Raw genomic sequence first — 14,264 nt, forward strand, 5'->3', positions numbered from 1 at the left:
TTAATATTCATCTAGTTATTACCTTTTCTGGTCTTATCCTTAACATGTCTAATATTAGGTCTTCTTCTTCTTAAAGTTAGGATTGATTGTCTAAAAATATAGGTCTTTAATGCTTGCCAATTGAAAGGAACAAGTGGCCATAAATAAGGAATACCAAAAGAATTACTAAAAGCAAATAATAAAAAGATTAACATTAATCCAATAATCAATCCAGGTAATCTAAAGTAAATTACCGATACAATCAAAAATAATCGTAATAGTTTTATCGTTAACGCTAATTCATAGCCTGGTATAACAAAGTTACTTATCCCTCCAATAGCCATATAGAGAATGGTTTCTGGGCTGAATACTCCTACCTTTACAGCAAACTCCCCCAACATCAAAGCCCCAATCAAACCTAGTGAGGTAGCTAAAGAGCTAGGAGTCTGTATTGATGCCATCCGAACCAAATCAATACCTAAGGTTGCTAAGATAAACTGTATTCCTATTGGAACTTTACCTAACTGCTCTGCTCCGATAAACTCTAAACTCTTAGGTAACCATTCAGGTCCATATGCCAAAGTCAACCATAATGGTGGTAAAATTAGAGAAAGAAATATTGCAAAAAATCTAAGTAAAGAGAGATATGTTCCAGTTATAGTAGACTGGCGATAATCTTCTAAGGTTTGGGTATGGTCAAAAAAGGTAGCTGGTAAGAGTAAGGCTGTTGGTGAATTATCTACTAAAACACAGATCTTACCTTCAAATAAATGGGCACTGACAATATCAGGCCTATTGCTGTATCTAATTTTAGGTAAAGGATTTATAGTATCACCTGTCAAGAAATCCTGTACAGTTCTATCAGCTAAAGGTAGTCCATCTACATCAATCTTCTCAATTTTACTTTTGACCTCTTCCACCAGCTCTGTATCGGCTATATCCTCAATATAGACTACTGCTATATCATTTTGAGACCGCTTTCCTGCTCGCAAAGCCTCTGCTCTTAACTTGGGATCACGAATTCTTCTTCTAATCATCTGTAGGTTAAAGAGCATAGTCTCAATAAAACCATCCTCAGGACCTCTAGTTACCTTTTCTAATTCTGGCTCTTGAGGACCCCGAGACATCCAAGTTCTAGCATCTATAATAATTGCCTTATCTTCGCCTTCAATTAATAAAGCTTGGGGTCCAGCTAAGACTTCATTCATTAAATCATCTATATTATCTACAAGGGCTACCTCATGGATAGTAACACGACTTTCTAGTAGTTTTTTAATAGCATCAACACTTAAATCTTCTGGTTCAGTTTCCATCAAATATTCCATTATCCTGTTTATTAAGTCACCATTGGTTAGACCATCAATAAAGATTAAGCTAACATCTTTATGACCAATCTTAAAATCTCGATTGATAAAATCAAAAGTCTTTGGTCCATCTACTCTATCTTTAATAATCAGTAAGTTTTCACTGAGCTTCTTGCTAATTTTAGTCTTTTTTTCTGCCATCAACTCCACTCCTCTTTAAAATCTCCTCTAAGGCTTTAGTAGTAATAGGAGCTCCAAGCTCACAATTATCCTTGCCAGACATCTTACCTACATCTCCTATGCCTACAATCAATAGATCATCATCAAAGCTATTAAGTATGTCAACGGTATCACCTTCTAAGATTACATGCCCTTTCTTTTCAGCTTCTCCCTCCTTATCAACAGGTCTAGTTACTAATTTTCCTTCTCTAGTTATAGAGCAATCAGGGTGTACACCTTCTACATCTTTGGCATTAGATGCTACTGCAATTACTCCTAAAATCTCTACATCTTCAGAGTCCATGACTTTTTCCATAGCATGTTCACCTTTGCCACAATTGAAGTTACCTTCATCATCAAACATGACTACAACAGGATCTGTAGGACAATCTTGAATCAAAGAAATTAACTTATTACCTGAACAAGGAGTAGGATTCCCTCCAGATTTAGAAATTACCCTTAGATTTAAATTTTTACTAGCCTCTTCTACAGCTTTTTGTGCAGTCGAATCACCATCAGTCACTACTATTACTCTTTTTTTATCCAATAATTTTCTCCCCTTATTATTCGGATTTAAAAGAACTAATATTCAAAATAAATAATTAAGTTTTAGCTACGGGTTTTAACCCGTAGTGTAAAATATCACCGTCACCACAGGTTGAAACCTGTGGCTAGTAAATTTATCATTATAAAAAGTATCGCATTATCCTTCTATAGTGTTATTTTTTATAAACACTATTCCTTGGGTCTAAAGATTGCTGCCATTAAAAACCCAATAATTATTGAAGCACTAACTCCTATACTTCCTACCTCTAAGACACCAGCAAATAAACCTAAAAACCCACCTTTTTGAGCCTCATTTAATACTCCTTTAGTCAGAATATAACCAAAATTCATCACAGGAACAGTAACACCTGCACCTGCTATATCAATTAAATAATCATATATTCCCAAACCAGTTAAAACAGCTCCTGTTACCACCATAGTTACCAGTAAATGAGCAGGTGTATAATTAGTATAATCTAAAAACAATTGGCTCAGTCCACAGATTAAACCACCAACTAAAAATGACATTAAATACAAATCCATAGTTTATCCCTCACTTTGACTCAAATCTTCAATCTTAGTAGCTTCAATCTTGGTCGCTAGATTATCCTGAACACTAGGACGACCAATACCTTCAGTTAGATGACCCGTTCTTTCTAAGACTACTGCATGGGCAATGCAAGGAATACTCTCCCCTTGTAAGAAGGTCATAGGATTTAATAATGCACCAGTTCCTAATAATAAGACTCGATTGAAATTGCCATACATTATCTGAGGTAAGAGATAAGAGGCTGCTACCACTGCCGAACAGCCACAACCACTTCCACCAGCTCCAACTTTCTGCTTAGAGTTATAGATCATTACTCCACAATCATCAAAGTTCTTAGTAACATCACAACCTTGTTCTGCTAATAACTCTATTGTTAGATTCTTTCCTACCTGCCCCAAATCCCCAGTAATAATCAAATCATAGTCACTAGGGCTACGGTCACTGTCCTCTAAATGGTTTAAGATAGTATCGGCAGCTGCTGGCGCCATAGCTGAACCCATATCCTTTGGGTCTTTAACACCTAAATCTATTACTTTACCCAAAGTAGCCATAGTAAGTGCTACCCCACCAGTCTCATTACTTAAAATTGTTGCCCCTGCTCCTGTTACAGTCCATTGTTTATAAGGAGGATATTTATCTCCATACTCATTAGGAGTTCTATACTGCCTTTCAGTAGCCTGATAATGGCTAGAAGTAAAAGAAATTATCCGATTTGCTATTCCTCCATCTATCATCATAGAGCCTACAGCCATTGCCTCAATCATCGTTGAACAAGCTCCAAAAAGGCCCAAGAAGGGGACTGGAAATTTGCGGGCAGCAAAATTAGAAGCTACAATCTGGTTTAATAAATCTCCAGCTAATAAAAAATCTATATCTTCTTTAGCTAAATTAACCTTATCTAAAGCATTATTTACCACATCCTCTGTCATCTTCATCTGGGCTTTTTCCCAAGTTGATTGATTATTATACCCATCACTGATTACTTGATCAAAGTAATCCCCTAAAGGTCCTTGACTCTCCTTATTACCAACAACTGATGCCGATGATATAATTTGAGGAGGATTATCGAATTGAACTGTCTGTTTTCCTAATTTCTTCATTATCTATTCCTCCAAATTATAGTAATAATTTAAACAATCCAATCAAAAATGCAGATAGCATTCCATAAGTCAATACTGGTCCTGCTATAGAGTATATATTTGCACCCAGCCCTAAGATATAACCCTCTTGCCTTGATTCAATAGCTGGAGAAACAATTGCATTGGCAAAGCCTGTAATAGGAACAATAGTTCCTGCCCCAGCAAACTGAGCAATCTCATCATAGACTCCTAATCCTGTTAAGAGCCCTCCAATAAAAATCAAAGAAATTGTAGCATATGCACCTGCATTATCTTTAGGTATACCAGTGCTGATTAATACATTGATAATCACCTGTCCCAAAAGACATATTAGTCCACCTATCAAATAAGCTGAAAAGAAGTTTTTAACCTTAGAGTCTGTAAGCTGATGTTTTTTTATCAACTTTTGATATTCTTGTGGTGTTTTATCTATTGTCCCCATTTAAAACCTCCTGTGTTTAGCTTTAACAAATGTCAATGTTTATAAGATTGATTAAATATAACATTATATAGAGATAGTGCGACACTTTGTGTCGAGTGTGAGCTATGAGTGTAAGTGTGTGTAAAACTTCTTTTTATTGGGGTTTACTCACACTCACACACCCACTCACGCTAATTTTAAAAGTGTCGCAATATCCCCATTAAATCACACTTATTATCTTAAATTTAAGTATGACTATATTTTGCTCTCACCCTGCAAACCACAATGTCGGAAATAACCAATAGACCAAAGAGCCTATCACCTTTCCTAAGATAATAATAAATAATAGTTCATCCATATAATCCTTTAAACCTAAACGCTTACTCAAAAGTGGTAATACCTTTAGAGTTTCAGTTAAAGCAGCAGCTACCAATCCAATAAATGTACCAAAGATAAATCCTATAATAATAACTAACAATTTATTAATAAAGAAAATATTAGGGAGAGTTAGATTAAAAAAATCTGTTATTACTCCAAATATTGACCCTAATACTATCAATTTTTGATATAAAAATATAGAGTTTTCAGAATTACTTAAATCTATCAAACGAGGAATTACATCTAACACCATTAAAAAAGCAACTAAGGCCACCCCCACTATAACCCCTTCAGAAAAACCAATTAGAATTAAAAGAATTGCTTTCATTTAACCCCACCTAATACTACTTAATTATTAGTCATTATTTTTAGCTAATTCAGTCTTTTGATGTAAAGAAAATTGATTGACTTTGTTCTTATACAGATACATCTCTATCTCCAAAGGGCTGGGATCATCTTTATTAAATTTATACTTATAGATTTTGTTAAAGAAGATGATCATTCCAAAACCTAATCCTATAGAGTAAGGAATATTAAGCAAGAGGGGGTTTTCTTTAGACTTACCCATAATTAACTTATAAATCTGTTGATGAACCTTAACCATACTGACATCGGCATGAAAATTCATAATAGCCATAGCTGCTCCAAAAAAGAGTATAACTCCAATTGCAAATACATATAGCTTTGAAGGCTGATTATCTGTTAAATTCCTTTGAGAGGTATCTTTGATATCTACAATTACATCAGCTTCCCCTAAATGCTCTATACCAGCTTGTGGAAAATTAATCTTGATAGCTCTGATAATCTCTAAAGCTGTAATAATCATCGATTGACCAGCTTTTTTAGTTACCTCTTTAACTTTAACCTGCTCTAGTTGATCTTGTAGATCTTTGTTGGTAATGACTTCTGCCAAATCAGCAAGTACTAAGGTCTGATTGGGTTGAGCTTTAACTACCCTTTTTACCCTTAAAAAAATCTCTTCTTTTATACATTCTAACTCTTCACTCATTATAAACACTTCTTATCCTAGTCTTTTGGTAATTAAAGACCTTTTTAGCTCTAGGAGAGAGTTCTTTTTTTATAAAGAAATTGTCCCATAAGAACCAATTGACTAAAAGCAGAGCTAAAAATATAACTAAGTAGATTACTCTTTTTAAACTGATTTCAAATATCATCTACATCCTCTCCTTTGTTGAATGAAAGGTAATACAATAAATAGTACGATACTTTCGTATCAGGAATCGGGAATCTGGAATCAGTCTGTTTTACTGATAACTGGTTCCCGACTACTGATTCCTACAAATGTCGTAATATATCCATTAACTGTTAGTATCTATATTGTCAATTAGTCTATCTTCTGATTTCTAACTCTATTATGTGTAAGTAATTTAAATTTAATACAAAAAGCACAGGTTTAGCACCTGTGCTTTTTCTATAACTCACTTCTTATTAATTTTAAAATATTCTTCTCTAACCTTGAGATCTGGGCTTGGGATAAGCCAAGTACTTTAGCAATCTCGCTTTGGGATTTCTCTTCAAAATATCTTAATTTAATTATTAATTGTGAGCGCTTATCCAATTTTTTTAAAACATGATTCAAAGCTAATAAGTTCAATTTATCATTATAATAATCTTCATTATCGACTAACTGATCAGCTAATTCTAAACTACTTCCTTCTCTTTGATAAACCTGCTCATAAATTGATTTGGGGGCTTGTACAGCCTCTAAGGCTGAAACTATCTCTTCAGCTGATAAACCTACTTCCTCACTCAACTCTTGAATAGTTGGCTCTCTATTGATTTTTTGTTCCAAACCTTCTTTTATCTTCTTAATCTTATAAGCCGTTTCTTTAACACTTCTACTGACCTTGACAATATTATCATCACGCAAGAAGACCTTAATCTCACCAATAATCAAAGGGACAGCATAGGTGGAGAACTTTACTTGTTTACTAAGATCAAAACCATCTATCGCCTTGATTAGACCGATACTTCCAATCTGAAAGATATCTTCAATAGAGTACCCGCTATTCTTAAAACGATGAGCTATCTTCATCACCAACCTCAAATTATGCTTAATCAACTCATCCTTAGCGCTCCTATCACCTTGCTGACTTAAGGATATTAACCTCTTAGTCTCATTTTCGGTTAATAGTTTATGATTATCAATATTTATATTTGATAAGCTATTCATCTTGTCAGCTCCTAATTAACCTGTTTTTGCTCCTGGACTGGAATCTTAACCATCTTTAATCTAGTACCTTGATTGACCTTAGACGCTATCTCAAACTTGTCCATAAAAGAATCGATAAAGACAAGACCTAAACCCATTCTATCAGCAGTTGTATAGGCTGGCTCACAAGCAGTTTTAATATCTTCAATTCCACAACCTTGATCTTCTATTATTATCTCCAATTGATGCTCATGCACTCTCATTGAAATATCTATCTCACCTATTTCACCTTGATATCCATGAATAATGGAGTTAGATACAGCCTCTGAAATTGCTACCTTAATCTCCTCTAACTCTGCTAAAGTAAAGTTTAGCTGTGATGCAAAGGATGCTACCGTCACCCTAGCTAATCCAATATTATCTGATAAACTATCAATTACTAATCTAGCCTTATTCTCCATTATCTTACCTCCCTACAATATTATCTAAGGCTTCTGCTTCCGAAGGATATAACTTAATAATCTTTAAAATCCCTGATATTTCAAATATTCTCTCTACTTGAGGAGTGGCTTTAGCTATTGCTAAAACTCCCCCTTTCTTGCTAATTCTCTTATATGTACCAATGATAGCCCCTAGTCCAGAACTATCAATGAATTTAATCCCATCTAAGTTTAGAATTATCCCGTTGATATCTTCTGTCAATCTCTGCTCTAGCTTCTCTTTAAAAATATCTACAGTATGTAAGTCAAACTCTCCATAGGGTCTAACAACTAACTCATTATTATATTTTTTAAATGATAACTTCATTCTCCTCACTCCTTTCTCCTTATCAATTCAACATTAACCATTTTTTTCCTGCAAGAGATTAAAAAAAGACAAATAAATTTATTTGTCCTTTGAATTATTCATATTAATTTTGTTTATAATAAATAATATTTTCATACTGGTAGACCTCTAATATTTCACAAATATTATTATTAAAACACTACTCTTGCTACTACCCTATAAAATTATATATACTATGAGCCATTATAGGATATAATAAATTCTTTTCACGTTTATAAATATAGGTTAAGCCTAATCCAGAAAAAAAGATATGTGGTATAAATTTAACTGGATGAAGAGTAGCAAAAAAGATTGAGCTTAACAGTGCTGATTTTGTAAATCCTAATTTATCTTCTAAGAAATTAAATAAAAATCCTCGAAAAAAGACTTCTTCAAATATTGGCAATAGTAAAAGTTTAACTATTATATCAATAAAAATAGTCCAGCTAGATATGGATCCCTCTAATGAAAACTTTTGAACAACTGGTCTTAAATTGATTAGATAAGTTGATAATATACTAAATAAATTTCTTATACCTGAAAAATAAATAATTGCATTTATAAATGTCATTATAATCCAAAATAAAAAACCTATTTTAAGAGCCTTCTTAAAATTAAAATTTTTAATGTTAGAAATCTTGATAGCCTCATCTATATTTTCATTACTTTTCTTGAGAATAAAATATAAAATGATAATTAAGATAAAATTATTAATAACTAAAGACATTATATAAATATTATAGTTATTAATTGAACTATAATACATAATAGGAGAAATAAAAAAATAATTAAGACTATAAATAAACATTAAAGTTACTAAAGAAGTATATCGCCATCCTGTTATTTTAAATTGAATAACTATAAAAACTACAACATATGAAATTACTCTTAATAAGAAACCCGAACTCATTACTGGAAGTTCACTCATAAATATAAATGATATTAGACACAAAAACAGAATATTTAATATTAAAAATTTATTTTTTATATCAAAATTCATAAAACCACCTCAATTTATATTTAATTTTTAGTTATTACACTATCTTTATCTAATTGTATAACGGTCTGATTACATATAGTTAAACATAATAAATATCACCTACTTCAATAAAAGCATTTTTTATATTAATAAAAACCACTTATGGTATTAATATTATATAATACTATTTATTTGAATTAAAGTATAAAAAACAATAATAAGTAATTCTATATTTACAATTTATGTCCCTCAAAGAAAAAAGACACCCCTCAGGATGCCTGATAAAGATCAGCCTCTATTCAAAGATATTCATAATATTACTGATAAATTTCTTGAATAATTGTAGTATGATCTTAAAGAAGTTGGCTTTAGCTACCTCCTCATTTGCTACTAGATCGACACGTCCTAATACCTCTTCTCCCTTCAATACAACTATCTCTCCTACCTTATCGCCTACTTTGACAGGAGCAACTACCTCTTTATTCAATCTGGTCTGTTTGACCGCCTCTTTTTCTTCACCTTTCATCACCGATATCTTCAAATCTTCCTTAGCCACTGCATCTATCTCAGGTAACTCACCTTTAAAGACCTTGACCTTACTGACTACCTCGCCTTTACTGACAATATCAACAGAACGATGGATACTGAAGGCATAATTTAATAAACTTCTAGCCTCATTGAATCTAACCTTAGAGTTTGGTGCATTCATCACTACTGCGATAAATCTCATTCCATCCTTTTTGGCTGTAGCCGATACACAAAAACCTGCCTCTTGGGTATATCCTGTCTTTAATCCATCAGCCCCTTTGAAGAAACGGACTAGATTATTAGTATTTCTTAAAAAACTCTCCCCATCTCTGATATGATCTATCCAGATTGATGTAAACTTCAATATCTTAGGATGCTTCAATAGCTCTAAAGACATCTTTGCCACATCAGCTGCTGTAGTATAATTTCCTTGTACATCAGGATCTGTTGGTGGTAGTCCATTGGTATTATAGAAATAAGTATTCTCTAAACCCAATTTTTTTGCCTTATCATTCATTGCTTTAACAAAGTTCTCCTCTGTCCCATAAAGATGCTCAGCAATAGCTACACAGGCATCATTAGCCGAAACAACAGCTACTGCCTTAATTAAATGTTCAAAGGTCATCTCCTCTCCAGGCTCTAACCAGATCTGTGAACCTCCCATCTTAGCAGCCAACTCACTAGTAGATATCTTATCATCCCACTTTACTCGCCCTTCATCAACAGCCTCCATCGCCAATAGCATGGTCATAATCTTGGTTACACTGGCTGGTGGTAATTTTTGATGGGCATTCTTCTCATAAAGTACCCTACCACTTTTAGCATCGATCAAAATCGCTGACTTGGTCTGAAGATCAAATTCAGGCTTATCTATAGCTAAAACAGTTTGAGAAAGAAGACATAGTAAAATCAAAGTAATACCTATAATAATTTTTACTCTTCTCATAAACTCACCCCACATTCTTTAGTAATATTTATTAGTCTTTGGGGCTGAGTATGATTGTAAAAATAAGGATAAATTTTACTTATAAACGGTATTTCGCTTAACTTTAAAATTAAATAATTATTCTTTTCTCCTCTAATTTGACTACCTTTTTAATAACTTTATTCATAATCTCTTTCATCTCTGGAGTTGATTCTTTTACAAACCACCCTACCTGTCTTTCTTCTTTGAATTTACTTATCCTATTAAGAGACCTTTGGGGTAATTCTTTTGACTCTGTTTGTTCTGCTCTAATAATCGCCTCTTTGCTACCTTCATCAGATAAAGAAATTCTGTCCGGCTCACTATCAGTTATTAATGCAAGAATTTCTACAAGCTCTTGCATTAAAATTTCTAACTTATCCCTTAACTCTCCATATTTTAGCTTATCCATCTCCCTACTTTATACCTCCCCTGCTAAAGTATTCAAAATATATTTTTAGCCAATCCAATAGAGTTAAATTATAATTGTTTATTTACTTATTTTATCCAAAAACTATTATGGCTTATTTATATTATAGTATATAAATGGTTTAAATTCTATTAATTTACATATTTTTATCAAAAATAATTTTAATAAATCTATCTCCATATATAAACAACTTTAAAAAATAAATTCAAAACCTTATTTTTGCCACGAATCTACAGATTTGAAGATAACTATAACAATAATATAAAAGTAGCATAATTACGATTAGGTATCGCAATCATGCTACTTGAAATATTACTTTTTAGCTATTTAGAAAAAGATTGAAGAAAATAAATTTACTCATCAACCCTTTTAATAGAATACGTCATCTTATTAAAATTCACTTTAACTCTATACTTTGTTCCTTCTTCTAATGATACATAAATATTACCCATTCCCCTGTCCTCTTTTAATTTACCCTCGCTTCCAATATAAGCAGGTCCACCACCATTAGTTGACCAGCTTCCATTTGTAGCAAATTTGAAGGCTTGATTCTTCGGAGCTGGTATCCAAGCCTCTTTACTAGGTGCTGGTGCTGTTATCTCTAGTTGATAGATACCTGCTGATACTCTCTCCATCCTTCCTTGCTCAAAATCCCAATTATTGATAGTACCAACTAAATGCACCGTTTCAATAGCTAGCTTCTTATTAGTCTTATCCTTACTCTCTACTTCTTCCTTGAACTCCTCTATTTCTTGATTTCTTATCTCATTATCTATATATTTAGGGTTTCCTGAATTTTTAATAGTTATCACTTCTGTATCATCGGCAATCAGAGAATCTTGTTTATCATCTTTTCCTCCAAAAATCCATGTTCCACCTTCTGTAGTTAATGGTCTTAACATCCCCTGAGAACCATCAAAATCCCAAGTTGTTATATATATCTTTGCTCCTGCTAAGCTATCTAAATGGGCAAAGGACTGGGCCTTGAAGTTAAATTCAATCGTCTTCTCATCTTTATTAGTACTTATCTTAGGTGCTGGTGTTACTGAAGTTCCATAGTTCTCAGCTGTGGCTCCTTTAGCAGAATAATAGGCATTATTCCAGCCATCTACAAAAGCTAGATAATCCCATTTAAATCCTGCTGGGGCTTTAGAATTTAATTTAGGCAAGACCTCTGCCCCTACTCCATTATCTAAATCTATAAATATATTAAAGAGTACATGGTCAAAACCATTATCAGGCTTCCAGATATCACTTATCTCTCCCATAGTCAACTTGACCTTTAGATTTCCTCCAAGGGGTATTACCTCTACCTTCCTAATATCCATCTGTGCACCAAAGCTACTATCCTGTGGTAAGGTATAGTTATTATCTAAGCCTTTGTCATCACCCTTAGGGTCTGTAACCTCAAGACTAACTCCTTTTTCTTCCATATTGTTAGTATTAAAGTTAAAGTTATTAGACACCACCTTCTGCTCTGGAGCATAAACTACCAACTGATGGATACTCTCACCTAAAGCAAAGTCATGAATCGGTAGTGTTGCTTGCCAGCTTCCATCTTTAGTAATTTCAACTGACATAGCATGGTCTAAATTGCCATCAACTACAATCTCTAGTTGACTAATCTCCCCTTCAATCTTACCTTCTAACTCAATATCTTTAGTGAAAACCTTCCCATTTATCTTAGTATCAACAGTTATTTGCTGATTATCCTCCTTGACTAACTCTGTTGGCTGATCTTTGGGTACTAAGATTAATCCTGCTCTAGGCGGGAGCTCCATAGTAACCTTAGCATCAGCTCCAACTACTAACTCTTTAATACCTCCCCTTTGCACAAGAGCTGTAAGCTTTGTTCCTGCTGCTAATCCTGTATCTAAATTACTCATTAATACTCTCTTATCGGCTGTATTGAAGATTATTAGAGCCTTCTTCCCTTTATACTCTCTTTGATAAGCAAATACACCTGCTCCTGAATGATTATCCTGCAACACTTCAATACTTCCTCTAGTGAATAATCTATTAGAAGTTCTAAGTTCTGCTAATTTCTTAATAAATTGATACATCTCTGCCTCTTGGTTAAAGTGATCTATGCCTCCAGAGTCAACACCTTGAGCAAACATCGCAGCCCGTTGAATAGTAAATTCCTGTTCTGTCCCTTGGTAAATAACAGGAATACCTGGGATAGTGAACATAAACATCAATGATTGCTCCATTGCCTGACGAGAACCCTTCTCCAAGAATCTAGCGATATCATGGTTATCTATAAATAGTGGAGTTGTATATGGGTCTTTATAATATTTAGGATTCATAGTAATTCCTAAACGATAACTTAGGTAATGGGTTGGCTTACCTTCAGCAAAAACTCTTCTTAAAGTTACATGCAAGGGAAAATTCAGCACTGCTGGTAATTCGGGCTTCTGATCAGTTCCTAAATAACTGGTTACTTTCTTATCCCCATTGTCCTTTAATGGCTCAGACGATTCAAAAATTTCACCAAAGATTAAGAAGTTATCTTTTCCTAGCTTCTGAGCTACATTAGCTATTCCTGGTGCTTGCTTATCTTGAGAATGGATAAAATCATGCCAGAAATCATGTTCAATATACTTAACGGTATCTACCCTAAATCCATCGACTCCAACCTCTTTTATCCAATAGCCATAGGAATCTCTTAATACCCTTCTAACCAGTGGATTCTCTGTATTGATATCATCAAGACCACTCATCTGATAGGTCTCTGCTTGAGATTCATCTTTAAAATTATTGATTTTGGGAGTCCAATGGTATATATTAGCTTCACGGTCTTCTTTCTTCTTATAATTATTCAGATTAAAGGGATATTGAGTAGGTTCTGCTACAGGCTCTGACTCTTTATTTAAGATAAAGTTTTCACCCTTATTATCTGGATTATACTTATCATCTTTATAAGTAAAGAAGTTTCCTGTATGGTTAGGAACTATATCTTGGATTAGATACATTCCATTATTGTGTAAGGTACTAGATAGTTTTTTATATGTATCTAGAGTACCATAATGCTTATCCACCTCTTTGAAGTTAACCCCCCAATAGCCATGATAGCCAGTGACATTTACCCACGGATCAAACCATTGATTAGCAACTGGAGGTGTTATCCAGACTGCTGTTGCTCCTAAATTCTTGATATAATCTACCTGATCTATAATCCCTTGCAAATCCCCTCCACTATAATAATCATTATTGGTAGGATCATATTCACCTACCCCTTGGTCATTATTAGTTAGGTCTCCATCATTGAATCTATCTGTTAATATGAAGTAAATTACTTGATCACTCCATTGTGGCGATTCTACTTGAAGGTTTAAACCTTCTACTCCATCTGCTTCTGATAAATTTTTAGTACTACTAACAGCATAAGCTGGCAAACTCAATGATAATACTACTACCAGTAATAAAATTATCTTCTTCATCATCTCTCTCCTTTTATTTGATTTTATTAGCAACATTTAACTAAAATTATTCAAGCTTATCTCTCTTTAGCCAATTCAACATATTCTTTAATAATAAATTCTAGAAATAACTTAAAAAATCCTTTTGTATATTAGTTATGATACTAGCAATTAATTTTAGAGAGTTTTATAATATGGGGGATTGGGACACTTTTAGGAATCAGGAGTCAGGAATCAGTTATCAGTAAAATAGACTGATTCCAGGTTCCCGATTCCTGACACGAAAGTGTCCCACTATCTCTATAAAGTTTAACTTAAATTCATAGACTTATATAGATAAACAACCCTAAAAAGAAATTTAAAATCTTATTTTTTGCCACGAATCTACACGAATAAATACCAATAAAAGATTAAGTGAAAATATAATT

14 protein-coding genes are annotated in these 14,264 nt (G+C 33.4%); all 14 read right to left on the reverse strand.

Translation table 11 applies throughout. The features are described from left to right. Positions 1-11 precede the first annotated feature (11 nt). The 14 genes from ACTCDL_RS03130 to ACTCDL_RS03195 all read right to left on the reverse strand — a co-directional run bounded on the left by ACTCDL_RS03130 (position 12) and on the right by ACTCDL_RS03195 (position 13,857). Positions 12-1,484: a spore germination protein gene (locus ACTCDL_RS03130; protein WP_106231899.1), complete on the reverse strand. Its 1,473-nt coding sequence runs from the start codon at positions 1,482-1,484 to the stop codon at positions 12-14. After that, a complete protein-coding gene (locus ACTCDL_RS03135) occupies positions 1,465-2,049 on the reverse strand; it encodes a stage V sporulation protein AE (protein ID WP_106231901.1) in 585 nt (194 codons plus the stop codon). Before ACTCDL_RS03135 ends, ACTCDL_RS03130 begins: the two co-directional genes overlap by 20 nt. Positions 2,050-2,237: 188 nt before the next feature. Then, positions 2,238-2,591 carry a stage V sporulation protein AE gene (gene spoVAE, locus ACTCDL_RS03140; RefSeq protein ID WP_106231902.1) on the reverse strand — a complete coding sequence of 118 codons (354 nt, stop codon included), beginning with the start codon at positions 2,589-2,591 and terminating at the stop codon, positions 2,238-2,240. A gap of 3 nt (positions 2,592-2,594) precedes the next feature. After that, on the reverse strand, positions 2,595-3,698 hold the full coding sequence (spoVAD, locus tag ACTCDL_RS03145) for a stage V sporulation protein AD (protein ID WP_106231903.1): 1,104 nt from the start codon (positions 3,696-3,698) through the stop codon (positions 2,595-2,597). Positions 3,699-3,714: 16 nt separating this feature from the next. Continuing rightward, a complete protein-coding gene (gene spoVAC / locus ACTCDL_RS03150; RefSeq protein WP_463173941.1) occupies positions 3,715-4,158 on the reverse strand; it encodes a stage V sporulation protein AC in 444 nt (147 codons plus the stop codon). A 247-nt stretch (positions 4,159-4,405) separates the two neighbouring features. After that, the gene (locus ACTCDL_RS03155) at positions 4,406-4,843 is read right to left on the reverse strand and encodes a stage V sporulation protein AB (RefSeq protein ID WP_463173943.1); all 438 of its coding nucleotides are present in this window, start codon (positions 4,841-4,843) and stop codon (positions 4,406-4,408) included. 27 nt (positions 4,844-4,870) lie between these two features. Beyond that, positions 4,871-5,524: a stage V sporulation protein AA gene (locus tag ACTCDL_RS03160; protein ID WP_463173944.1), complete on the reverse strand. Its 654-nt coding sequence runs from the start codon at positions 5,522-5,524 to the stop codon at positions 4,871-4,873. 423 nt (positions 5,525-5,947) lie between these two features. Beyond that, positions 5,948-6,709, reverse strand: a complete 762-nt coding sequence (locus ACTCDL_RS03165; protein WP_463173946.1) for a SigB/SigF/SigG family RNA polymerase sigma factor — start codon at positions 6,707-6,709, stop codon at positions 5,948-5,950. 11 nt (positions 6,710-6,720) lie between these two features. Then, positions 6,721-7,149: an anti-sigma F factor gene (spoIIAB, locus tag ACTCDL_RS03170; protein ID WP_463173948.1), complete on the reverse strand. Its 429-nt coding sequence runs from the start codon at positions 7,147-7,149 to the stop codon at positions 6,721-6,723. Between the two features lie 4 nt (positions 7,150-7,153). After that, positions 7,154-7,495: an STAS domain-containing protein gene (locus tag ACTCDL_RS03175; RefSeq protein WP_463173950.1), complete on the reverse strand. Its 342-nt coding sequence runs from the start codon at positions 7,493-7,495 to the stop codon at positions 7,154-7,156. Positions 7,496-7,685: 190 nt separating this feature from the next. Further along, positions 7,686-8,513: a lysostaphin resistance A-like protein gene (locus tag ACTCDL_RS03180; protein ID WP_463173952.1), complete on the reverse strand. Its 828-nt coding sequence runs from the start codon at positions 8,511-8,513 to the stop codon at positions 7,686-7,688. Between the two features lie 274 nt (positions 8,514-8,787). Continuing rightward, positions 8,788-9,966, reverse strand: coding sequence for a D-alanyl-D-alanine carboxypeptidase family protein (locus ACTCDL_RS03185; protein WP_463173954.1), 1,179 nt, complete (start codon positions 9,964-9,966; stop codon positions 8,788-8,790). Positions 9,967-10,075: 109 nt separating this feature from the next. Beyond that, positions 10,076-10,396 (reverse strand): hypothetical protein, encoded by a 321-nt coding sequence (locus tag ACTCDL_RS03190; protein WP_463173956.1) that lies wholly within the window; start codon positions 10,394-10,396, stop codon positions 10,076-10,078. Between the two features lie 371 nt (positions 10,397-10,767). Next, entirely contained in the window at positions 10,768-13,857 is a 3,090-nt protein-coding gene (locus ACTCDL_RS03195) for an alpha-amylase family glycosyl hydrolase (RefSeq protein ID WP_463173958.1), read from the reverse strand. Positions 13,858-14,264: the final 407 nt, after the last annotated feature.

The organism is Orenia sp. (genome assembly GCF_055140805.1).